The 21,737-nt window shown below is 61.1% G+C and carries 20 protein-coding genes and 3 tRNA genes; 9 read left to right on the top strand and 14 right to left on the bottom strand.

Annotated features, from left to right (window positions below):
• Positions 1–49: 49 nt before the first annotated feature.
• From miaA to nnr, 5 genes are read right to left on the bottom strand one after another with little or no spacing between them, the layout of a single operon-like run.
• A complete protein-coding gene (miaA, locus tag EDY99_RS23100) occupies positions 50–991 on the bottom strand; it encodes a tRNA (adenosine(37)-N6)-dimethylallyltransferase MiaA (protein ID WP_047025079.1) in 942 nt (313 codons plus the stop codon).
• Entirely contained in the window at positions 984–2,867 is a 1,884-nt protein-coding gene (gene mutL, locus EDY99_RS23095; RefSeq protein WP_123062088.1) for a DNA mismatch repair endonuclease MutL, read from the bottom strand. The genes miaA and mutL overlap by 8 nt, the downstream gene beginning before the upstream one ends.
• Positions 2,868–2,889: 22 nt before the next feature.
• On the bottom strand, positions 2,890–4,686 hold the full coding sequence (amiB, locus tag EDY99_RS23090; RefSeq protein ID WP_123062087.1) for an N-acetylmuramoyl-L-alanine amidase AmiB: 1,797 nt from the start codon (positions 4,684–4,686) through the stop codon (positions 2,890–2,892).
• Positions 4,687–4,693: 7 nt separating this feature from the next.
• On the bottom strand, positions 4,694–5,164 hold the full coding sequence (gene tsaE / locus EDY99_RS23085) for a tRNA (adenosine(37)-N6)-threonylcarbamoyltransferase complex ATPase subunit type 1 TsaE (RefSeq protein WP_025305017.1): 471 nt from the start codon (positions 5,162–5,164) through the stop codon (positions 4,694–4,696).
• Between the two features lie 10 nt (positions 5,165–5,174).
• Positions 5,175–6,689, bottom strand: a complete 1,515-nt coding sequence (nnr, locus tag EDY99_RS23080; protein ID WP_047572999.1) for a bifunctional ADP-dependent NAD(P)H-hydrate dehydratase/NAD(P)H-hydrate epimerase — start codon at positions 6,687–6,689, stop codon at positions 5,175–5,177.
• Between nnr and queG the strand changes: the two genes are divergently transcribed.
• The gene (queG, locus tag EDY99_RS23075) at positions 6,688–7,827 is read left to right on the top strand and encodes a tRNA epoxyqueuosine(34) reductase QueG (RefSeq protein ID WP_046688096.1); all 1,140 of its coding nucleotides are present in this window, start codon (positions 6,688–6,690) and stop codon (positions 7,825–7,827) included. The genes nnr and queG overlap by 2 nt on opposite strands.
• A 311-nt stretch (positions 7,828–8,138) precedes the next feature.
• On the opposite strand, the gene EDY99_RS23070 is transcribed toward queG, so the two are convergent.
• The 4 genes from EDY99_RS23070 to orn form a co-directional block, all read right to left on the bottom strand.
• Positions 8,139–8,214, bottom strand: a tRNA-Gly gene (locus EDY99_RS23070).
• 54 nt (positions 8,215–8,268) lie between these two features.
• Positions 8,269–8,344 (bottom strand) — tRNA-Gly (locus EDY99_RS23065).
• Between the two features lie 66 nt (positions 8,345–8,410).
• Positions 8,411–8,486, bottom strand: a tRNA-Gly gene (locus tag EDY99_RS23060).
• Positions 8,487–8,678: 192 nt separating this feature from the next.
• Positions 8,679–9,224 carry an oligoribonuclease gene (gene orn, locus EDY99_RS23055; RefSeq protein WP_033641618.1) on the bottom strand — a complete coding sequence of 182 codons (546 nt, stop codon included), beginning with the start codon at positions 9,222–9,224 and terminating at the stop codon, positions 8,679–8,681.
• Between the two features lie 245 nt (positions 9,225–9,469).
• On the opposite strand from orn, the gene rsgA reads away from it, so the two are divergent.
• From rsgA to mscM, 3 genes are all read left to right on the top strand, one after another.
• Positions 9,470–10,519: a small ribosomal subunit biogenesis GTPase RsgA gene (gene rsgA, locus EDY99_RS23050; protein ID WP_033641617.1), complete on the top strand. Its 1,050-nt coding sequence runs from the start codon at positions 9,470–9,472 to the stop codon at positions 10,517–10,519.
• 76 nt (positions 10,520–10,595) lie between these two features.
• Positions 10,596–11,489 (top strand): archaetidylserine decarboxylase, encoded by an 894-nt coding sequence (gene asd, locus EDY99_RS23045; RefSeq protein WP_033641616.1) that lies wholly within the window; start codon positions 10,596–10,598, stop codon positions 11,487–11,489.
• A gap of 13 nt (positions 11,490–11,502) precedes the next feature.
• The gene (gene mscM, locus EDY99_RS23040; protein WP_033641615.1) at positions 11,503–14,850 is read left to right on the top strand and encodes a miniconductance mechanosensitive channel MscM; all 3,348 of its coding nucleotides are present in this window, start codon (positions 11,503–11,505) and stop codon (positions 14,848–14,850) included.
• Positions 14,851–14,920: 70 nt separating this feature from the next.
• Here mscM and epmA read toward each other — a convergent pair whose 3' ends face one another.
• Entirely contained in the window at positions 14,921–15,898 is a 978-nt protein-coding gene (epmA, locus tag EDY99_RS23035; RefSeq protein ID WP_004929681.1) for an elongation factor P--(R)-beta-lysine ligase, read from the bottom strand.
• Positions 15,899–16,283: 385 nt separating this feature from the next.
• Between epmA and frdA the strand changes: the two genes are divergently transcribed.
• From frdA to blc, 5 genes are all read left to right on the top strand, one after another.
• On the top strand, positions 16,284–18,080 hold the full coding sequence (gene frdA, locus EDY99_RS23030) for a fumarate reductase (quinol) flavoprotein subunit (protein WP_047573004.1): 1,797 nt from the start codon (positions 16,284–16,286) through the stop codon (positions 18,078–18,080).
• Positions 18,073–18,807: a succinate dehydrogenase/fumarate reductase iron-sulfur subunit gene (locus tag EDY99_RS23025; protein WP_033648713.1), complete on the top strand. Its 735-nt coding sequence runs from the start codon at positions 18,073–18,075 to the stop codon at positions 18,805–18,807. The genes frdA and EDY99_RS23025 overlap by 8 nt, the downstream gene beginning before the upstream one ends.
• Before the next feature lie 14 nt (positions 18,808–18,821).
• Positions 18,822–19,214: a fumarate reductase subunit FrdC gene (gene frdC / locus EDY99_RS23020; RefSeq protein WP_025305010.1), complete on the top strand. Its 393-nt coding sequence runs from the start codon at positions 18,822–18,824 to the stop codon at positions 19,212–19,214.
• Positions 19,215–19,226: 12 nt separating this feature from the next.
• Positions 19,227–19,586, top strand: coding sequence for a fumarate reductase subunit FrdD (frdD, locus tag EDY99_RS23015; RefSeq protein ID WP_004929672.1), 360 nt, complete (start codon positions 19,227–19,229; stop codon positions 19,584–19,586).
• A gap of 84 nt (positions 19,587–19,670) precedes the next feature.
• Positions 19,671–20,204, top strand: a complete 534-nt coding sequence (blc, locus tag EDY99_RS23010) for an outer membrane lipoprotein Blc (RefSeq protein WP_101453608.1) — start codon at positions 19,671–19,673, stop codon at positions 20,202–20,204.
• On the opposite strand, the gene sugE is transcribed toward blc, so the two are convergent.
• The 4 genes from sugE to efp form a co-directional block, all read right to left on the bottom strand.
• Positions 20,198–20,515: a quaternary ammonium compound efflux SMR transporter SugE gene (gene sugE / locus EDY99_RS23005; protein ID WP_004929669.1), complete on the bottom strand. Its 318-nt coding sequence runs from the start codon at positions 20,513–20,515 to the stop codon at positions 20,198–20,200. The genes blc and sugE overlap by 7 nt on opposite strands.
• A 192-nt stretch (positions 20,516–20,707) precedes the next feature.
• The gene (locus EDY99_RS23000) at positions 20,708–20,839 is read right to left on the bottom strand and encodes an entericidin A/B family lipoprotein (protein ID WP_004929668.1); all 132 of its coding nucleotides are present in this window, start codon (positions 20,837–20,839) and stop codon (positions 20,708–20,710) included.
• 120 nt (positions 20,840–20,959) lie between these two features.
• Positions 20,960–21,091: an entericidin A/B family lipoprotein gene (locus EDY99_RS22995; RefSeq protein ID WP_004929667.1), complete on the bottom strand. Its 132-nt coding sequence runs from the start codon at positions 21,089–21,091 to the stop codon at positions 20,960–20,962.
• A 70-nt stretch (positions 21,092–21,161) separates the two neighbouring features.
• Complete coding sequence (gene efp, locus EDY99_RS22990; RefSeq protein WP_004929666.1) at positions 21,162–21,728, bottom strand: elongation factor P; 567 nt, start codon at positions 21,726–21,728, stop codon at positions 21,162–21,164.
• Between the last annotated feature and the right edge of the window lie 9 nt (positions 21,729–21,737).

Raw genomic sequence — 21,737 nt, 5'->3', positions numbered from 1 at the left:
TAAAAAATTTGCGCGCTGAATACTCAGCAATTGTACACAATCACCCAACCTATGCACTAACAACCTGTGTCACCGAGTCCAAAGCCTCTCCCGGCTTTTCACTGTCCAACCAATGGACCGACTCCCAACCCCGTAACCAGGTCATCTGGCGTTTAGCCAACTGACGTGTTGCGCAAATACCACGATAAACCATCTCATCGTAACTAATTTCACCAGACAAGTATGACCACATCTGGCGGTAACCGACACAGCGAATGGAGGGCAAGTCCGTATGCAAATCACCCCGTGCGAAAAGTGCACGCGCTTCCGTCTCAAAACCCGCCGCCAACATTTGATGGTACCGCAGCTCGATGCGTTGATGGATCAACTCACGGCTGGTCGGCGCTATCGCAAATTGGTGAACTTGATACGGTAACGATTCACCCGAAATTTTAGTCAGTTCCGTTAAAGTTTTACCCGAAATAAAAAAAACTTCCAGTGCTCTGGACAGTCTCTGCGGATCATTCGGATGAATTCTCACTGCCGCGACCGGATCGATCGCCTGTAACTGACGGTGCAGCGCCTCCCAGCCCTGCTCCGCCGCTTGCCGTTCGATGCGCTCGCGCACTGCGGGATCGGCGGACGGCAACGGCGACAATCCTTCCAGCAACGCCTTGAAATACAACATGGTGCCGCCCACCAACAGCGGAATGCGGCCGGCGGCGGTGATGTCGGCCATCTCTTTCAGCGCATCGGCGCGGAACTCCGCAGCCGAGTAAGCTTCGGCGGGATCGCGAATATCGATCAGCCGATGCGGCGCCTGCGCCAATTCTTCGGCGCTCGGCTTGGCGGTGCCGATATCCATGCCGCGATAAATCAGCGCGGAATCGACGCTGATCAGTTCCACCGGCAGGCGCTCGCGCAGCGCGATCGCCAGCGCGGTCTTGCCCGAGGCGGTCGGCCCCATGATGAAAATAGCCGGGGGACGTGATGTCATTTCAGTTTCAGTCATGCTTGAGGGCCGCCAGTGCGGCCTGTAAATCAACGGGTTGTAAAAGTCCGCTCGGTGGCGATTTGACCAGCTGCGGGCAAAGTCGTTCAACGTCGGTCAGCAATTGTATCGCTTGCGAGGTGTTCCACTGTTCATGTTCGCTGCCGAGACGGCGAGCGAGCCAGGTGGCCAACACCGCGGGCGACATCTCCTGATGCTCGGCCAGATAGCCTAACAGTTCGGGTATCAGTTTTTGTAAATTTTGTTGGCGTAATGGTAAAGGCACTGCGCGCAGCGTCACACGGCCGTGATCCGTCTGCAAATCCAGCCCCATCATCGTCAGCAGCGCCTGATGCCGCGCGATGGCCGCCGCTTCGTTCTTGTCCAACGTCAGCTTGACTGGGATCAGCAGCGGCTGCGGCCGCAGCCCTTCCGTCGGCGGATTGAGCTGCGCCTGGCGCAGCCAGCGCTCGGCCACCGTCAGGTTGAGCAACGCCGGCTGCTGGCGCTGTTCAATCAGTGCGTAGCACGGCGGATGGATCATCAGCACCCGGCCAAAGCTGTGTTGCCCGCTCGCCAACGGCGTTTCCACGGCGGCTTTCACCGGTGGGAACAGCGGCGGCCGACTCGGGGCTTCCGGCGCGGCCTCGGCCTGCGGCTCGGCGGCAGGCCGCATCAGTTTGCCATACAGCTCACCTTCGCGTTTCTGGTAACCGCCCGCCGTTTGCCAGCCCTGCTGGGGGGCGCGCTCGCGGGCAGCGCCGGCCGGTGGCGGCGCTTCGCGACGCGGCGCCGGCTGTGAAAAATGGTTGCCGCCGGCGGCGACGCGGTTTTCCTGCTGCCAGACCGGCGCAGGCGCCTCGTCAGGCGTTTCCGCCAGCGGCAGCGACGGCGTCTGCCCGGCCTGTTGCAGCACCGTGGTCACCGCCTGGTAGATAAAATCGTGCACCAGCCGCGCCTGATGGAAACGCACCTCGTGCTTGGCGGGATGAACGTTGACGTCCACCTGGTGCGGATCCACCTCCAGATACAACACGTAAGCGGGCTGCTGATCGTCTTTCAACTGATCCTGATAGGCCTGACGAATGGCGTGGTTGATCAAGCGATCGCGCATCATGCGGCTGTTGACGTAGCAATACTGCATTTCACCCAGCTGGCGCGCCCCGTCCGGATCCGCCACCCAACCGCGGATGCTCAGATCGCCATGCTGCCAGTCGATGTTCAGCGCATGCTGCAAAAACGCCGGGCCGCAGATGCTGCCCAAACGGCGCTCGTGCTGGCTTTCTTCCTTCGCCGCCCGATATTGGCGGATCAGTTTGCCGTTGTGGCTGAGGTTGATCGCCACATCGAAGCGCGCCAGCGCGATGCGCCGCACCACTTCATCGATATGGCCGAATTCGGTTTTCTCGGTGCGCATGAACTTGCGGCGCGCCGGGGTGTTGTAAAACAGATCCAACACTTCCAGCGTGCTGCCGACCGGGTGCGCGGCGGGTTTGACCGTCACCGCCTGTTCGCGCCCTTCGGCATAGGCTTGCCACGCTTCGCTCTGATCTGCGGTGCGCGACGTCAGGGTCAAACGGGAAACCGAGCTAATGCTGGCCAGCGCTTCGCCGCGAAAACCGAGGCTGACGATCGCCTCCAGGTCGTCGAGCGTGCTGATTTTACTGGTGGCGTGCCGCGCCAGCGCCAGCGCCAGATCGTCCTTGCCGATGCCGCAGCCGTTGTCGCGAATGCGGATCAACTTGGCGCCGCCGCGTTCGATATCGATATCGATGCGCGTCGCACCGGCGTCCAGGCTGTTTTCCACCAGCTCTTTGACGACCGACGCGGGGCGTTCGACCACCTCTCCGGCGGCGATCTGGTTGGCGAGCTGTGGCGGTAACACCTGGATAGGCATGCTGACTCCTGTAGCGGTGGCGCTAGGCCTGCGGAATGGTCAGCGTCCGATCCAGCGGCGCGACGTCCGACTTCAGATTATTGACCCGTTTCAAATCGCCGACGCTGACCCCGTAGCGAGAAGCGATGGAGGACAGCGTGTCCCCGCGGGCCACTTTATGTTTAGACGGCTTCTTCGCCGGCGTTTTCGCTTTGGCGACGGCGGTGACGGCGGCGGTTTTCCCCGCCGGCACCTTCAGGCGTTGCCCGACCCACACGCCGTCTTTCTTCAGTTTGTTCAGATCCCGCAGCGCCGCCATGGTCGTGCCGTAGCTGTCGGCGATGCCGGACAGCGTCTCCGCCCGTTTCACCACGTGGATCTGGGTCTTGCCGCTTACGCTGCGGCTCGCGCCGGCCGAGCTAACGATAGGCTCAGGCTGGCGCACGTCTGGTGTTGAGGTGTTAACCGCCGCTGCGACGTCCAGCGGTCGGTTTTCCACCTTTGGGTCGGCTTGCAGCGGATGCGCCAGGAAGTAGCTGCGCAGGCCGTTATGAATGGCCTTGGCAATCTTCTCCTGATACGCGCTACTGCCCAGCAGCCGCTCCTCCGTGCTATTACTGATAAATCCTGTTTCCACCAGCAGCGATGGAATATCCGGCGAACGCAGCACGCCCAGGCTGGCGTGTTCCGGCCGGCGTTTATGCAACGATCCGACGCTCTGCAGCTGCTGCAGCACCTTCACCGCCACATCGTAGCCAACGCGCTGCGAGTGGCCGAATTGCAGATCCAGCACCGCCTGGCTCAGATAAGGATCGGCCTGGCTGTTGGCCAGCAAGTCGCCGGCGCCGCCGAGCAGCTCGGACTGCTTCTCATGCTGTTCGAGCCAACCGGCCATTTCGCTGTTGGCGCGGCGATTGGACAGCACCCAGACGGAAGCCCCGCTGGCACTGCGGTTTGGCGCGGCGTCGGCGTGGATGGAGACCAGCACGTTGGCGCCCTGTTTACGCGCAACGTCGGAACGCCCCATCACCGAAATAAAATAGTCGCCGTTACGTGTCAGCACCGGCTTGAACTGCGGATCGGCGTCCAGCATCGCCTGCAGGCGGCGCGCGATGGCGATGGTGACATTCTTCTCCTTCAACCCGCTCGGGCCGATGGCGCCCGGATCCTGGCCGCCGTGGCCGGCGTCGATAGCCACCACCACCCGATCGCCGGAACCGGCGGAAACGCGGCTGCTGCGCGGCGTCACCTCAGTGGCGGTGCCCGCGACAACGCTCTGTTTATTGGTAAAGGGATTCGATCCCGTCGGCGCTTTGCGCAGCGGCGGCTCCGGCGCTTCACGCACCGCGACCGGCGCCTGACGCGGCGGTTGGCTGACGGCGACCGGCGCAGGCGTTTGGACCGGCGCTTTACGCGCCACGGTATTGACGCCGCCTTCGGCCGTAAGGGTGAATACCACGGTGTGCACGCCGCCGTTCTGGCGGGTGGAGACGCGGGTTTTAGCGCGCTGAGTCAGATCAAACACCAGGCGCACGCTCTGAGCGTCTTTCGGCGCGCTGGAGCGAATGCTTTTCACCAGGTTTTGGCCGCTGAAATTGAGCGGCAGCCCGCCGACCTTGCCTTTCTGGTTGACGTCCAGCACCACGCGCTCCGGGCCGTGCAGCGGGAAAAACGCGTAGTCCGGCGGGCCATTGAAGCTCACCGACACCGTCGCTTCGCGCTGGGCGTTGGACACTTTGATATCGGACAGCGAGGACGCCGCCAGCGCGCTCAACGCGCCGAGCGGCCCCAGCACAGCGATCAGCATGATGACCGCAAATTTTTTCAACGCATGCGTCATTGCAGCATCATCCCTGTGATCCATGAATACGGTCTAACAGCTGGCTGCCGTAAGCAGAAATCGCCTCGATCTTCGCCTCTCGCCCCTCGCCCTGATAGCTGAGGTGCAGCGCCAGATCCGGCTCCGGCAGCACGCCGGTGCCCTGCTGCGGCCATTCGACCAGGCAGATGGCGTCTTGCGCGAAGTAATCGCGAATGCCCATAAATTCAAGCTCTTCCGGATCGGCCAGGCGATACAGATCGAAGTGATATACCGCCAAGGGCTGCAAGGCATAGGGCTCCACTAGCGTGTAGGTCGGGCTTTTGACATTGCCCTGATGCCCCAACGCCTGCAGGAAGCCACGGCTGAAGGTGGTTTTACCGGCGCCCAGGTCGCCGTAGAGATAGATGACGCTGGCGCGATCGCAGGCCTTGGCCAAAGTGGTGCCCAAAGCGACAGTCGCTGCCTCGTCCGGCAGAGGTAAAACGAGTTCTTTCATTCGATAAAGTCTATTTTGCCCACTCAGGGTTAACGAAATGAAGGATGTCCGGCAGTAAATCGGTCGCCAACATGCCTCTTGTTCCTTGTCTTTCCGCTACGCGATCGCCGGCCGCGCCGTGTACGACGCAGCCCGCACAGGCGGCATCATACAGCGAGAGCTTTTGCGCCAGCAAACCGCCGATGATGCCCGACAGCACATCGCCCATGCCGCCGGAGGCCATGCCGGCATTGCCGACGTCGGCGATCGCCATCTGGCCCTGCTCATCGGCGATCAGCGTGCCGGCGCCTTTCAGCACCGCCACGCCGCCGTAGCGCGCCGTCAGGTTACGCACGGCAAGTAAGCGATCACTCTCGATGTCGGCAGTGCTGCAGCTCAACAGCCGCGCCGCCTCTCCGGGATGCGGAGTCATCACGCGATTCTGCCGTTTCTCGGGATTTAATGCCAGCAAGTTCAGCGCATCGGCGTCCCACAAGGCCGGTTTATCGCTGGTTTGCAGCACGTTCAAGGCGTTTTTGCCCCACTCAGCCTGGCCCAGCCCCGGGCCAATCACCAGCACGTCCGCCCATTGCATCGCCTGCCGCAAGGTCGTCTCGTCCAGCGCCTGCGCCATCAACTCCGGCCTGGCCGCCAGCAGCGGCGCGACGTGCTCAATGTGAGTAAGCACTCGCACCAATCCAGCCCCGCTGCGCAGCGCCGCTTCCGCCGCCATGCGAATGGCACCGCCGAATCCGCGGTCGCCGCCCACCAGCAGCAGACGGCCATGCTCGCCCTTATGGGCGCAGGGGCGCCGCGGATGCAGCCAGCGCGGCAACGCCTCGGCGGTAAGCCGCTGAATCTGTTCCGGTTGCTTCGCCAACCAATCCGATAAGCCTAGCGTATTCTGATGAAGTTGCCCGACCCAGTCGCGCGCCTGCCCGGTCAGCAAACCCGGCTTGAGGCCAATGAACGTGACGGTATGCGCGGCACGCACGACCGCGCCCGGCGCCGCGCCGCTTTCCGCCAGCAGCCCGGACGGAATATCGAGCGCCACCACCGGCGCCGAATGGCGGTTGGCGGCCTCGATCAGCGCATCGTAAGGCGCGCGCGGCGCGCTGCCCAGGCCGGTGCCTAACAGACCGTCGATAATAAGAGAGACGGACGCCGGCCAGCGGCTGTTCGCCGGCAGAATATCGCCGCCGGCGGCCAGCCAGGCCTCGCGGGCCGCTGCGGCCTCCGGCGGCAAAGGGCGTGCGCCTTCGCAGGCGATCACCGTCACCTGCACGCCCGCCGCCTTCGCCAAACGCGCCACCACATAGCCGTCGCCGCCGTTGTTGCCGTGGCCACAGAGCACCAGCCAGTGGTTGCAGCAGGGATAAGTGTCGCGCGCCAGTACGTAGGCCGCCTGACCGGCGCGCAGCATTAAATCGTAAAGAGAAAGACCGAGCGAGGCCGCCGCCGCAGGTTCCGAACGACGGATCCAATCCGCAGGCCAGATAGAGTGTGGTAAACTGTCAGCGTATGCTTTTTCACTGTGGCCCGTCATGACGCACCCCCTCGATCTCCATCAACTCGCCCAACATATCAAGCAATGGGGGCAATCGCTAGGATTCCAGCAGGTTGGCATCTGCGATACCGATCTCAGCCTGGAAGAGCCGAAGCTGCAGGCCTGGCTCGACAAACAGTACCACGGCGAGATGGAGTGGATGGCGCGCCACGGCATGCTGCGCGCACGCCCTCACGAGCTGTTGCCAGGCACGCTGCGGGTGATCAGCGTGCGCATGAACTATCTGCCGGCCAAGGCGGCGTTCGCCAGCACCCTGCAGAACCCGCAATTGGGCTACGTCAGCCGCTATGCGCTGGGGCGCGATTATCACAAGCTGTTGCGTCAGCGCCTGAAAAAGTTGGGCGATCAGATCCAGGCCTACTGCGGCGAACTGAATTTCCGCCCCTTTGTCGACTCGGCGCCGGTCATGGAGCGCGCGCTGGCCGCCAAGGCGGGCATCGGCTGGGTTGGTAAACACTCACTAATTCTTAACCGCGAAGCCGGATCCTGGTTTTTCCTCGGCGAACTGCTGATCGACCTGCCGCTGCCGGTGGATCAGCCGCAGGAAGAGCAGTGCGGCCGCTGCGTCGCCTGCATCACCACTTGCCCGACCGGGGCCATCGTCGCGCCCTACACCGTCGATGCCCGGCGCTGCATTTCCTATCTGACCATCGAACTGGAAGGCGCGATCCCGGAGGAATTCCGGCCGCTGCTCGGCAACCGTATCTACGGCTGCGACGACTGCCAGCTGATCTGCCCGTGGAACCGATTTTCGCAACTCACCGACGAAGACGATTTCAGCCCGCGTGCCGCGCTGCATGCGCCGCAGCTGATCGATCTGTTCAGTTGGACGGAAGAAAAATTCCTGCGCATCACCGAAGGCTCGGCGATACGCCGCATCGGTCACCTGCGCTGGCTGCGCAATATCGCCGTGGCGCTGGGCAATGCGCCTTATGAGGACAGCATCGTGCTCGCGCTGCGCACGCGTTTGGGCCAGGACGCCATGCTGGACGAACATATCCACTGGGCACTGGCGCAACAGCTCGCTCGCCGTGAAGCACAGGGCATCGAGGTGCAAACGGCGCAGAAAAAACGGTTGATACGGGCTGTGGAAAAAGGTTTGCCAAGGGATGCCTGACGGGGTGCGCCGCGCGGGCGTATCGCCCGAAATCTCACTCTGTGGATTTGTGCATAAAAATAAAAACACGTTGTCTTTCAACTGCAACAAAAAGAGCAAGTGATCGGCATAACGTTTTGGGATAAATAAATAAGCTTATAAATCAAATATATAAATATTTAATTTGTATGACGTTGATTTTTCAGGCTGGCGGGTTTATGTACAGAGGCTGTGGATAACTCTGTTCACAACGTTTTTAGCAGGTGTGTAAAACGGGACAAAAACCCGCGCCGGAGAAGGCGTTGGATTTGAGTTTGAAACGAAGAGAAAATTGGAGCGGGAAACGAGACTCGAACTCGCGACCCCGACCTTGGCAAGGTCGTGCTCTACCAACTGAGCTATTCCCGCATTGAGATGCTTTTGGCATCCGGTCACCAAACACTGGCGTGACCTTTGAATTTTTGGAGCGGGAAACGAGGCTCGAACTCGCGACCTCAACCTTGGCAAGGTTGCGCTCTACCAACTGAGCTATTCCCGCGTCGCATAGGTACTGCTTGATACTGCTTTATTTATTCATCATGCCGCATCGCGACATTGTTGAATTTGGAGCGGGAAACGAGACTCGAACTCGCGACCCCGACCTTGGCAAGGTCGTGCTCTACCAACTGAGCTATTCCCGCCCGGCGTATCGATGGTGGAACTTTACGAAATTCTTCATCGGTACGGGGTGCGCATTATACGAGAAATCCTTTTTGTCGCAAGCCCCTGAAAGCAAAAAAACGCGATTTTTGTTTGATTGCCGATTAAAGCGCCAGATTGGCGAATTAAGCGGCTAAAAACGGCGTTTTTTCCCCGCAGAGGCCGCCATCGCCTTAAAGCTGAATGAAATGCTCGCGGTAATAAGCCAGTTCGGCCACCGATTCGCGGATGTCATCCAGCGCCTGATGGGTGCCCTGCTTCTTAAAGCCGCCGAGAATTTCCGGCTTCCAACGGCGCGCCAGTTCTTTCAGCGTGCTGACGTCCAGGTAGCGGTAATGGAAGTAGGCCTCCAGCTCCGGCATGTAGCGGAACAGGAAACGGCGATCCTGGCCCACGCTGTTGCCGCAGATCGGCGATTTACCGGCCGGCACCCATTGCTGCAGGAAGGCGATGGTTTCCAGCTCGGCGGCGCGATCGTCCTGCCGACTGGCTTTCACCCGCTCCACCAGCCCGCTGCCGGTATGGGTGCGCACGTTCCACTCGTCCATCAAGGCCAGCTGCTCGTCGGATTGGTGCACGGCGATCACCGGCCCTTCCGCCAGGATGTTCAGATTGGCGTCGGTGACCAGCGTGGCGATCTCGATAATGCGGTCACGCTCGGGATCCAGCCCGGTCATCTCCAAATCGATCCAAATCAGGTTATTTTCGTTTGCTGTCATGATGTTTCCTGCCTAAAAGCCGAGAGAAAAACGCTGTGCGGACGAGACGACGGCCGCCGCCGATGGCGACGCGCCGCAGCCGGCGGCTAACAACGGTTATTTAATATAAAATAGCGTGTATCATAGTCTTTTTGGTCGCCATGGGCGACATATACCCTGACGGGTTCAAGGCTGCGCCCGGGGCAAGTCCCCCGCCGCGGCTGTGCGTATACGTAAAGGTATAAAACCGATTCAAGTGAGGCGCAGTGAGTAAGAACAAACTGTCCAAAGGTCAGCAACGCCGCGTGCAGGCGAACCATCAGCGCCGTCTGAAGCGCGCCGATAACAAACCGGAACCGGATGATTCCCAGCTGGGCGAGCCGCAGGAAGGCGTCGTCATCAGCCGTTTCGGCATGCACGCCGACGTTGAGGCGCCGGATGGCACTCAGCACCGCTGCAACATCCGCCGCACATTGCGTTCGCTGGTGACCGGCGATCGCGTGGTGTGGCGCCCCGGCCTGGGCGCCCATGAAGGGGTAAAAGGCATTGTGGAAGCGGTGCACGAACGCACCTCGGTGCTGACGCGCCCGGACTTCTATGACGGCGTGAAGCCGATCGCCGCCAATATCAATCAGATAGTCATCGTGTCGGCGATCCTGCCCGAGCTGTCGCTGAACATCATCGACCGTTATCTGGTGGCCTGCGAAACGCTCGAAGTCGAGCCGCTGATCGTGCTCAACAAAATTGACCTGCTGGACGCCGAAGCGCGCAAGCTGGTCGACGGCATGATGGATATCTATCGCAAGATTGGCTACCGGGTGCTGGAAGTCTCCAGCCAAACGCGGGAAGGCATGGCGGAGTTCGAACAGGCGCTGGCCGGGCGCATCAGCATCTTCGCCGGTCAGTCCGGGGTCGGCAAGTCCAGCTTGCTGAACGCGCTGCTGCCGCCGTCTGAAGAGCAAATTCTGGTAAATCAGGTTTCCGACGTCTCGGGCCTCGGGCAACATACCACCACCGCCGCGCGGCTGTACCATTTCCAGCACGGCGGCGACGTGATCGACTCCCCGGGGGTGCGCGAGTTTGGCCTGTGGCACCTGGAGCCGGAACAAATCACCCGCGGCTTTGTCGAATTCCGTGATTATTTAGGCGGTTGCAAATTCCGCGACTGCCGCCACGATACCGATCCCGGCTGCGCCATTCGCGCGGCGATGGAGAAAGGCGATATCGCGCAAGAGCGGTTCGACAACTATCACCGTATTCTGGAAAGCATGGCGCAGGTGAAGGTTCGCAAGAACTTCACGGACGCCGCAGACTGACACTGACGAGCGAGCATTGACGACGGCGGAGCCCTCGTTACAATGCGCGCCCTTTACCCTGATTCACGAGGTTAACGTGCTGGATAGCATCAAGATTAAACTGCAATATTGGCTGCCGAAGCTGGCGCTGACCCGCCTGGCGGGCTGGGGCGCCGACAAACGGGCCGGCTGGCTGACCCAACTGGTGGTCAAAACCTTCGCCCGCTTCTACCGCGTGGACATGCAGGAAGCGCAAAATCCGGACCTGGCGTCTTACGCCACCTTCAACGATTTCTTCGTGCGCCCGCTGCGCGACGGCGCGCGCCCCATCGTCGCCGACGCCAACTGGCTGGCGCTGCCTGCCGATGGTGCCATCAGCCAGCTCGGCCCGATCCGCGACGATCAAATCTTCCAGGCCAAAGGCCACCACTACAGCCTCGAAGCGCTGCTGGCCGGCAACTATCTGTTGGCCGAGCCGTTCCGCAACGGCCTGTTCGCCACTACCTATCTGGCGCCGCGCGACTATCACCGCGTACACATGCCGTGCGCCGGCGTGCTGCGCGAAATGATCTATGTGCCGGGCGATTTGTTCTCGGTCAACCCGCTCACCGCCGCCAACGTGCCTAATCTGTTCGCGCGCAACGAGCGCGTGATCTGCGTATTCGACACCGACATTGGGCCGATGGTGCAAATCCTGGTCGGCGCCACCATCGTCGGCAGCATCGAAACCGTCTGGGCCGGCACCGTCACGCCGCCGCGCGAAGGCATCATCAAGCGCTGGACCTACCCGGCCGCCGGCGAAGAAGGCGCCATCGCGCTGGAAAAAGGCGCCGAGATGGGCCGTTTCAAACTCGGCTCCACGGTGATCAACCTGTTTACCGCAGGCAGCGTGCAGTTTGCGCCGCAGCTGCATAACGGCACCGTCACCCGCATGGGTGAAGCCTTCGCCGAAATCCCGGCCGCCGCTGAAACGCCACAGACCCCGCTCTAAAGGAATCGACGCCGTGCGCCTTTTCATCACGCTTTTGCTCGGTTGCCTGCTGTGGCAACCGGCGCTGGCCGCCCCCGTGCCGACCGAGACCCAGCTCAAACAGGAGCTGAAGCAGGCGGAAAGCAGCAAAAACGCGCCGAATCAGGCGGAAACCACCGAGGCGCTGCAAAGCGCCCTCAACTGGCTGACGGAGCGCAAAGAGTCGCAGACTCGCTCCGAGCAGTATCAGAGGGTGATCGACGATTTTCCGAAGATGACGCAGGAGCTGCGCCGTCAGCTGGTGCTGGAAAGCAACAAGATCCTGCCTAACGGCGACGATCTGCCGGCCGCCGAGCTGGAACAGCAGATCCTGCAAACCAGCAGCCTGCTGCTGGAACAGGCGCGCCTGCTGCAGCAAGAACAGGATCGCACGCGGGAGATCAGCGATTCGCTCGGCCAGCTGCCGCAGCAGCAGACCGACGCCCGCCGTGCGCTGACGGAAGTGCAGCGCCGCCTGCAGGCGCAGCCCGCCAACCCGACCACGCCGTATGCGCAGGCCGCCCTGGCCCTGCTGCAGACCGAAGCCGCGGCGCGCAAAGCCAAAGTGGACGAGCTGGAGCTGGCGCAGCTGTCGGCCAACAACCGTCAGGAGCTGGCGCGCATGCGCGCCGAGGTCTATAAAAAGCGCCACGAGAAAATAGACGTTCAGCTGCAGGCGCTGCGCAATAACCTCAATGCCCAACGCCAACGCGAAGCAGAGCTGGCGCTGGAAAAAACCGAGCAGTTAGCCGAGCAGAACGGCGATTTGCCAAAAAGCATCAGCCAGCAGCTGCAGATCAACCGCGAACTGTCCGCCGCGCTGAACAGCCAGGCGCAGCGCATGGATCTGATTTCATCGCAGCAGCGGCAGGCGGCGGCGCAGACGCTGCAGGTGCGCCAGGCGCTGAGCACCATCATCGAGCAGGCCCAGTGGCTCGGTTCGTCGTCGGCGCTGGGGGAAACCCTGCGCGCCCAGGTGGCGACACTGCCGGAAATGCCCAAGCCGCAACAGCTGGACGGCGACATGGCCCAACTGCGCGTGCAGCGCCTGCAGTTTGAAAACCAGCTGGAAAAACTGTCGCAGCGCGAATTCAAACGCGACGACGGCAGCGCGCTGACCAACCAGGAGCAACGCATCGTCGATGCCCAGCTGCGCACCCAGCGCGAGCTGCTCAATTCGCTGCTGTCCGGTTGCGACACCCAAATCCTCGAGCTGACCAAGCTGAAGGTGGCCAACACCCAGCTGATCGAAGCCTTGAACGAAATTCGCGATGCCACCCACCGCTATCTGTTCTGGGTGCCGGACGTCAATCCGATCAACTTCTCCTACCCGCTCAACGTGGCGCACGATCTGACGCGCGTCCTGTCGCTGGACACGCTGTCTCAACTCGGCGGCGCCTTCATGATGATGGTGACCAGCCGCGAAACGCTGATCCCGATCTTCGGCGCCCTGCTGCTGGTGATTTTCAGCATCAGCTCGCGCAAGCACTACCACGCCTTCCTCGAGCGCGCGAGCAGCCGCGTCGGCAAGGTGACGCAGGACGAATTCTTCCTGACGGTGCGCACCGTGTTCTGGTCGATTCTGGTGGCGATGCCGCTGCCGGTGCTGTGGGCCGCGCTCGGTTACGGCCTGCAAAGCGCCTGGAACTACCCGGTGGCGGAAGCGATCGGCAAAGGGGTAACCGCCACGCTGCCGATCCTGTGGATCTGCATGATCTGCGCCGCCTTCGCCCACCCGCAGGGGCTGTTCATCGTGCACTTCCGCTGGCCGGCGAAGCAGGTTTCGCGCGCCATGCGCTACTACAAGATGTCGATCTGGCTGATCGTGCCGCTGATCATGGCGCTGATCACCTTCGATAGCCTGAAAGAACGCGAGTTCGCCAACACCCTGGGGCGGCTGTGCTTCATCCTGCTGTGTCTGGCGCTGGCGCTGGTCACCCACAGCCTGAAACGCGCCGGCATTCCGCTGTATCTGGATAAAAACGGCTCCGGCGACAACATGCTCAACAGCGCCTTCTGGGGGCTGCTGCTGTCGGCGCCGCTGCTGGCGGCGCTGGCCTCGACCGTCGGTTACCTCACCACCGCGCAGGCGCTGTTGGCGCGTCTGGAAACTTCGGTGGCGATCTGGTTCCTGCTGCTGGTCGTCTACCACATCATCCGCCGTTGGATGTTGATCCAGCGGCGGCGCATCGCCTTCGATCGCGCCAAGCAGCGCCGCGCCGACATTCTGGCCCAGCGCGCCCGCGGCGAAGACGAAACTTCACATACCCCGAACAGCACCGAAGGCGCCATCGATCCGGACGATTCGGACTTCGATCTGGACACCATCAGCGCCCAGTCGCTGCGGCTGGTGCGTTCGATCCTGACGCTGATCGCGCTGGTGTCGGTGATCGTACTGTGGTCGGAGATCCACTCCGCGTTCGCCTTCCTGGAAAACATCTCGCTGTGGGACGTAACCTCGACGGTGAACGGCGTGGAAACCGCCCATCCGATCACCCTCGGCGCGGTTCTGATCGCCATTCTGGTGTTGATCATCACCATGCAGCTGGTACGCAACCTGCCGGCGCTGCTGGAGCTGGCGGTGCTGCAGCACCTGGATCTGTCCCCGGGCACCGGCTACGCCATCACCACCATCACCAAGTACCTGCTGCTGCTGTTCGGCGCGGTGCTCAGCTTCGCCTGGATCGGCATCGAATGGTCGAAACTGCAGTGGGTGGTTACCGCGCTCAGTCTGGGGTTGGGCTTCGGCATGCAGGAGATCTTCTCCAACTTCATCTCCGGCTTGATCATCCTGTTCGAGAAACCGATCCGCATCGGCGACACCGTGACGATCCGCAATCTGACCGGCACCGTCACCAAGATCAATACCCGCGCCACCACCATCTCGGACTGGGACCGCAAAGAGATCATCGTGCCGAACAAAGCGTTTATCACCGAGCAGTTCGTCAACTGGTCGCTGTCGGATACCCTGACCCGTGTGGTGCTGACCGTACCGGCGCCGGGCGAGGCCAACAGCGAAGAAGTGACCAAGATCCTGATGAACGCCGCCGAGCGCTGCGCGCTGGTGCTGGATAACCCGGCGCCGGAGGTCTATCTGGTCGATCTGCAGCAAGGCATTCAGATCTTCGAGATGCGTATTTACGCCGCCGAGATGGGCCACCGTATGCCGCTGCGCCATGAGATCCACCAGCTGATCCTGGCGGGCTACCGCGAGCACGGCATCACGCTGCCGTACCCGCCGTTCCAGGTGCGTACCGAGACGCTGTCGCGGCTAACCAACAACGGCCGCACGCCGCCGTCCACGCCGGCGCCGAACACCAAGCGCGACGCCGGGGGGCTATAAGCGCTTCTCGCGATAAAAAAGGGGGTCGGCAAATGCCGACCCCCTTTTTGCTTTTTCGCCGCCTGAAACGTCAGGCGATCCCGACCGGGAAGGCTAATACGTCGCTCAGGCTCTCGGCGCCCAGCGCCAGCATCACCAGACGATCCACGCCCAGCGCCACGCCGGAACACTCCGGCATGCCGTGCTGCAATGCCGCCAACAGGTTGTAGTCGATCGGTTGCTGCGGCAGGCCGCGCTCCGCGCGTTTGCGGTTGTCCTGCTCGAAGCGCTGCTGTTGTTCACGGCCGTCGGTCAGCTCGCGGAAACCGTTCGCCAGCTCGATACCCTTGAAGTACACCTCGAAACGCTCCGCCACGCGGTGGTCTTCGGTGCTGATCTCCGCCAACGCCGCCTGGCTGGCCGGGAAGTGGTACACGAACGCCGGTTTTTCACGGCCGATATGCGGTTCCACGCCCACGGTGAACAGCAGCTGCAGCAGCGTATCGCGATCTTCTTCGGTATCGGCGATGTTGCTCAGATCGAGTTTGGCCGCTGCTTCGCGCAGCTGCGCCTTCTCCGCCGACAGCGGATCGATGTCCAGATGGCGCAGGAACGCCTGCTGATAGGACAGGGTCTCCGCGCTCTCGCAGTCCAGCACCTGTTGCAGCAGATCGTCCACCTCATTCATCAGGCGGTACATGTCGTAGTGCGGACGGTACCACTCCAGCATGGTGAATTCCGGGTTGTGATGCCGCCCGGCTTCTTCATTGCGGAAGCTGCGCCCCATTTGGTAGATCGGGCCGCTGCCCGCCGCCAACAGGCGCTTCATGTGATATTCCGGGCTGGTCATCATGTATAGCGTCAGGCCCTCTGCCGCTCCCGGCCCGACGAAACGCGTCTCGAACGGGAACAGGTGAACGTCGGTGACCGTCGCCTGGCTCATGGTGGGCGTCTCAACTTCCAGCACGCCACGATCGGCGAAGAAACGCCGGATCTCAGCCAGAATCGCTGCGCGTTTCAACAAATTGGCGATGGGTGCACTAGGCTGCCAGCTTGCCGTTTCGCTCATGGTAATTAACTCCGAAATCAAACAGGGGATGCAGTCTACTCGCATCCTTGCAGCCAAACAAATTCTTCACGATGCGCAACCGGCGATAACGCCAATTTCCGATAAAAGGGCGGCAAAAGCGCGTTAAAAAGGGTAAAGCCGGCCGAACGCGCAAAAAAACAGACAAGCCTGCCGGGCAAGCGTTAATCGACAAAACAATCGATCACATCAAATTTCGACTACTTAACTTTAGGTATAGTTAATTCCCCATTATTGGTGGGAGATATCTATCCTTAACCTTTAAGCAACATTAATCGGTTCAATTAGTTAGCACCCGAAGAGTTCGCTAAATTTTAAGCATAGATATTTAACTTGCCGTTCTTAACAAGAACATTGGAGGAATGCAGTGCAAACCTTTAACGCCGATCTTGCCATTATTGGGGCCGGGGGCGCTGGTTTACGTGCAGCAATAGCCGCAGCGGAAGCCAATCCCCAACTGAAAATCGCGCTGATCTCTAAGGTCTACCCGATGCGCAGCCACACGGTCGCCGCCGAGGGGGGCTCCGCCGCCGTCACCCAGGATCACGATACCTTCGACTATCACTTCCACGACACCGTCGCCGGCGGCGACTGGCTGTGCGAGCAGGACGTGGTCGATCACTTCGTGCATCAGTGCCCGCGCGAGATGACCCAGCTTGAGCAGTGGGGCTGCCCGTGGAGCCGTAAACCGGACGGTTCGGTCAACGTGCGGCGCTTCGGTGGCATGAAGATCGAACGCACCTGGTTCGCCGCCGACAAGACCGGCTTCCACATGCTGCACACCCTGTTCCAGACCTCGCTGAAATACCCGCAAATCCAACGCTTCGACGAGCACTTCGTGCTGGATATCCTGGTGGATGACGGCCAGGCGCGCGGCCTGGTGGCGCTCAACATGATGGAAGGCACCCGCGTGCAGATCCGCGCCAACGCGGTGGTGATGGCCACCGGCGGCGCCGGGCGCGTTTACCGCTACAATACCAACGGCGGCATTGTGACCGGGGATGGCATGGGCATGGCGTTCCACCACGGCGTACCGCTGCGCGACATGGAGTTCGTGCAGTATCACCCGACCGGCCTGCCCGGTTCCGGCATCCTGATGACCGAGGGCTGCCGCGGCGAAGGCGGCATCCTGGTGAACAAGGATGGCTACCGCTACCTGCAAGACTACGGCATGGGCCCGGAAACCCCACTGGGCGAACCGAAGAACAAATACATGGAGCTGGGCCCACGCGACAAAGTGTCCCAGGCCTTCTGGCACGAATGGCGCGCCGGCCGCACCATCGCCACCCCACGCGGCGACGTGGTCTACCTCGATCTGCGCCATCTGGGCGAGAAAAAGCTGCTGGAGCGGCTGCCGTTCATCTGCGAACTGGCCAAGGCCTACGTCGGCGTCGATCCGGTGAAAGATCCGATCCCGGTGCGCCCTACCGCGCACTACACCATGGGCGGCATTGAAACCGACCAGAACTGTGAAACCCGCATCAAGGGGCTGTTCGCGGTCGGCGAGTGCTCCTCCGTCGGCCTGCACGGCGCCAACCGCCTCGGCTCCAACTCGCTGGCGGAACTGGTGGTGTTCGGCCGCGTCGCCGGTGAGCACGCGGCGCGCCGCGCGCTGGAAACCGCGCCGGCCAACGGCAGCGCGCTGGATGCGCAAACCCGCGACGTCGAAACCCGCCTGGGCAACCTGATGAAGCAGGAAGGCAACGAAAACTGGGCGAAGATCCGCGACGAAATGGGGCTGTCGATGGAAGAAGGCTGCGGCATCTACCGCACGCCGGAGCTGATGCAAAAAACCATCGATAAGCTGGCCGAGCTGAAAGAACGTTTCAAGCGCGTCAAAATCACCGACAACACCAGCGTGTTCAATACCGATCTGCTGTACACCATCGAGCTGGGTTATGGTCTGGACGTCGCTGAATGCATGGCGCACTCCGCATTTAACCGCAAAGAGTCGCGCGGCGCCCACCAGCGCCTGGACGAAGGCTGCACCGAGCGTGACGACGTCAACTTCCTCAAGCATACGCTGGCATTCCACAATCCGCAGGGCGCGCCGCGTCTTGAATACAGCGACGTGAAAATCACCAAGCTGCCGCCGGCCAAACGCGTCTACGGCGCAGAAGCCGAAGCGCAGGAGAAAAAGAATAAGGAGCAGGCAAATGGCTGAGATGCAAACCCTGAAGATCGAAGTCATGCGCTATAACCCGGAAAGCGACGCCGAGCCGCATTTCGTCACTTACGCCGTGCCTTACGACGAACAGACCTCGTTGCTCGATGCGCTGGGCTACATCAAGGATAACCTGGCGCCGGACCTCTCCTACCGCTGGTCTTGCCGCATGGCGATCTGCGGCTCCTGCGGCATGATGGTCAACCGCGTGCCGAAGCTGGCGTGCAAAACCTTCCTGCGCGACTACGTCGGCGGCATGAAGGTCGAAGCGCTGGGCAACTTCCCGATCGAGCGCGATCTGGTGGTCGACATGACCCACTTCATCGAAAGCCTGGAGGCGATCAAACCGTACATCATCGGCAACGATCGCAAACCGGAGGATGGCCCGAACGTGCAGACTCCCGCGCAGATGGCCAAATACCACCAGTTCTCCGGCTGCATCAACTGCGGCCTGTGCTATGCGGCGTGCCCGCAGTTCGGCCTCAACCCCGAGTTTATCGGCCCGGCGGCGATCACGCTGGCGCACCGCTATAACCTGGACAACCGCGACCACGGCAAGAAACAGCGCATGCCGCAGCTCAACGGCCAAAACGGCGTCTGGAGCTGCACCTTCGTCGGCTATTGCTCCGAAGTCTGTCCGAAACACGTCGATCCCGCCGCCGCCATCCAGCAGGGCAAGGTGGAGAGCGCCAAAGACTTCATGATCGCCATGTTGAAGCCGCAATAAGGGAGAAAATTGCCATGACAACTCAACGTAAGCCCTATGTGCGCACCATGACGCCCACCTGGTGGCAAAAGCTCGGCTTCTACCGTTTCTACATGCTGCGCGAAGGCACCTCGGTGCTGGCCGTCTGGTTCAGCATCGTGCTGCTCTACGGCGTGTTCGCGCTGAAGGGCGGCGCCGAGAGCTGGGCCGGCTTCGTCGGTTTCTTGCAGAATCCGCTGGTGCTGTTAATCAACGTCGTCGCATTGCTGGCGGCGGCGCTGCACACCAAAACCTGGTTCGATCTGGCGCCGAAGGCCGCCAATATCGTGGTCAACAGCGAGAAAATGGGACCGGGCCCCATCGTGAAAGGGCTGTGGGCCGTCACGATCGTCGTCAGCGTGGTCATCCTGGCCGTGGCCCTGTTCTAATCCGGAGGAAACATGATAAATCAAGCACCTAAACGCTCCGACGAGCCGGTTTTCTGGGGATTGTTCGGCGCCGGCGGCATGTGGGGCGCGATCGTCGCGCCGGCTATCGTGCTGCTGGTCGGCATCCTGCTGCCGCTGGGGCTGTTCCCCGGTGAAGCGCTGGGTTACGAGCGCGTGCTGGCGTTCTGCCAGAGCCTGATCGGCCGCCTGTTCCTGCTGCTGATGATCATTCTGCCGCTGTGGTGCGGCCTGCACCGCATCCACCATGCGATGCACGATCTGAAGATCCACGTGCCGGCCGGCAAGTGGGTGTTCTACGGTCTGGCGGCAATCCTCAGCGTCGTCACCGTCATCGGCGTCGTCACTCTGTAAACCGCTCGGGTGGCCAACGCCCGTTGGCCGCCCTTTTCTCATCGGCTACACTGTCTACTCGCCCCCGGTAAACAGGAGTCACCGATGCGTTTATGGTCAAAGCTTTGCGTCATGCTTTCCGCCCTGCTCTCCGTCGCCTGCAGCGTCTCCCCGCCTAAAGACATCAAGGTCGTGAACAATTTCGACAGCCAGCGCTATCTCGGCACCTGGTATGAGATCGCACGTCTGGATCATCGTTTTGAACGCGGTTTGCAGCAGGTGACCGCCCATTACAGCCCGCGCGCCGACGGCGGACTGAACGTCATCAATCGCGGCTTCAATCCGCAGAAACAGCAATGGCAAGAAAGCGAAGGCAAAGCCTACTTTATCGGTTCACCGCAGGTCGCGGCGCTGAAAGTGTCGTTCTTCGGCCCTTTCTATGGCGGCTACAACGTGATTGCCCTGGATCCGGCGTATGGCTACGCGCTGGTTTGCGGCCCGAACCGCGACTATCTGTGGATCCTGTCGCGCACGCCGACGCTTGACGCCGCCGTGCGCGACCGTTTATTGCAGACAGCCAAAGGCTACGGTTTCGCCACCGACAAGCTGATTTGGGTGCAGCAGTCCGCCGATCAGTGACTGCTGAACTTCAGCCCGAGTATGCCGACCACGATCAGGCACAGGCTGATGATGCGCGCGATATTGGTCGATTCGCCCAACAGCACCATGCCCATGATGGCCGCACCCACCGCGCCGATGCCGGTCCACACCGCGTAGGCGGTGCCGGCGGGCAGCGTTTTCATGGCGTTGGCCAACAGCAACATGCTGACCACCATCGCGGCGATGGTGATGATGCTCGGCGTCAGCCGGGTAAAACCGTGGGTGTATTTCAGACCGATAGCCCAAACCACTTCGAGCAAACCGGCGATAAGCAGAATAATCCAGGCCATGAGACGGCCTCCCTACCACTGGGGTCGTCCCCGATAAAATGACGCGTAAACGGGTCGTCCCGTTTAGCGAGGTGATGCATGACGGGTAACCTCACCCGCACTGCGGCAGGATAGCAGCAGCGTTAACGCTCAGGCAAGGGATAGAAATGTGGCGGCTCTCCGCAGCCGGAACGCCGCCGGGTGGAATGCGGATTATTCCGCGCTGCGCTGAATAGCCTTGCCGCCGGCCTGAATGTCTTCACCCACACCGCGGGTGGTATTACAGGCGGTCAGCGAGCTCAAAATCATCAAAGAGAAGATCGCGATAATACTTTTCTTCAGCATAAGAAAGTCCTTATTTGTCGTTGATGAAAAAGTACGGCTTTCTAAGCGTAGTCAAAATTGACGGAGGGTGTGGGATCGTGACCGGCTTTGTGGCGCAAATACATCGGGTTAAAGGCGGGATCAGCTGGCCGTGCGGGAGATGGCGCCGCCGAGATGCTGAACGTCTTCGCCGAAACCGCGAAACGTATTGCAACTGCTGAGGGAGAAAAGGAACAACAGGGAGAGCACGGCCAACAGCGTTTTCTTGAACATGCGGATTTTCTGCCAACGAACGGGGATGGGATAAAACAGAGGAACCGCGGGGGTTCCTCTGTTTTGAAACTTACTTAACGCGAGAGACGTATTCGCCAGAGCGAGTGTCAACCTTGATCACTTCGCCGATCTGGACGAACAACGGCACTTTTACCACGGCGCCGGTGCTCAGGGTAGCCGGCTTGCCGCCAGTCCCTGCGGTATCGCCTTTCAGGCCAGGATCGGTATCGGTGATTTCCGCTTCGATGAAGTTCGGCGGCTGAACGGCGATTGGACGGCCATCCCACAGGGTGATGATGCACTCTGCGTTATCCTGCAGCCATTTGGCCGCGTCGCCGACGGTTTTGCCGTCAACCTGATGCTGTTCGAAAGACTCAGGGTGCATGAAGTGGTAGAACTCACCGTCGCTGTACAGGTAGTTCATGTTGGTGTCCATCACGTCTGCGCCTTCGCAAGAATCGGTAGACTTGAAGGTTTTTTCCACGCGGGTGCCGGTCAGCAGACGGCGCATTTTCACGCGCGCGAACGCCTGGCCTTTGCCCGGCTTAACGAACTCACTGGCTTCGACGGCGTAAGGTTCGCCCTCGAACATGATTTTAAGACCCGGACGGAAATCGTTGCTAGAATAAGTCGCCATGATGGCCCT

It is taken from the genome of Serratia sp. LS-1 (assembly GCF_003719595.1).
Lineage (GTDB): Bacteria > Pseudomonadota > Gammaproteobacteria > Enterobacterales > Enterobacteriaceae > Serratia > Serratia ureilytica.
The sequence above is the reverse complement of the archived record's forward strand: the minus strand, read 5'-3'. Positions and strand labels throughout refer to the sequence as shown.

Bases quoted from the DNA above. Each gene is read 5' to 3' on its own strand.
- orn (WP_033641618.1), bottom strand. From the start codon at position 9,224: ATGACAGCAAACGAAAATAACCTGATTTGGATCGATTTGGAGATGACC.
- tsaE (WP_025305017.1), bottom strand. From the start codon at position 5,164: ATGAAAGAACTCGTTTTACCTCTGCCGGACGAGGCAGCGACTGTCGCT.
- nnr (WP_047572999.1), bottom strand. From the start codon at position 6,689: ATGACGGGCCACAGTGAAAAAGCATACGCTGACAGTTTACCACACTCT.
- blc (WP_101453608.1), top strand. From the start codon at position 19,671: ATGCGTTTATGGTCAAAGCTTTGCGTCATGCTTTCCGCCCTGCTCTCC.
- EDY99_RS23000 (WP_004929668.1), bottom strand. From the start codon at position 20,839: ATGCTGAAGAAAAGTATTATCGCGATCTTCTCTTTGATGATTTTGAGC.
- amiB (WP_123062087.1), bottom strand. From the start codon at position 4,686: ATGACGCATGCGTTGAAAAAATTTGCGGTCATCATGCTGATCGCTGTG.
- frdC (WP_025305010.1), top strand. From the start codon at position 18,822: ATGACAACTCAACGTAAGCCCTATGTGCGCACCATGACGCCCACCTGG.
- efp (WP_004929666.1), bottom strand. From the start codon at position 21,728: ATGGCGACTTATTCTAGCAACGATTTCCGTCCGGGTCTTAAAATCATG.
- sugE (WP_004929669.1), bottom strand. From the start codon at position 20,515: ATGGCCTGGATTATTCTGCTTATCGCCGGTTTGCTCGAAGTGGTTTGG.
- frdD (WP_004929672.1), top strand. From the start codon at position 19,227: ATGATAAATCAAGCACCTAAACGCTCCGACGAGCCGGTTTTCTGGGGA.
- EDY99_RS22995 (WP_004929667.1), bottom strand. From the start codon at position 21,091: ATGTTCAAGAAAACGCTGTTGGCCGTGCTCTCCCTGTTGTTCCTTTTC.
- miaA (WP_047025079.1), bottom strand. From the start codon at position 991: ATGACTGAAACTGAAATGACATCACGTCCCCCGGCTATTTTCATCATG.
- EDY99_RS23025 (WP_033648713.1), top strand. From the start codon at position 18,073: ATGGCTGAGATGCAAACCCTGAAGATCGAAGTCATGCGCTATAACCCG.
- epmA (WP_004929681.1), bottom strand. From the start codon at position 15,898: ATGAGCGAAACGGCAAGCTGGCAGCCTAGTGCACCCATCGCCAATTTG.
- queG (WP_046688096.1), top strand. From the start codon at position 6,688: ATGACGCACCCCCTCGATCTCCATCAACTCGCCCAACATATCAAGCAA.
- mutL (WP_123062088.1), bottom strand. From the start codon at position 2,867: ATGCCTATCCAGGTGTTACCGCCACAGCTCGCCAACCAGATCGCCGCC.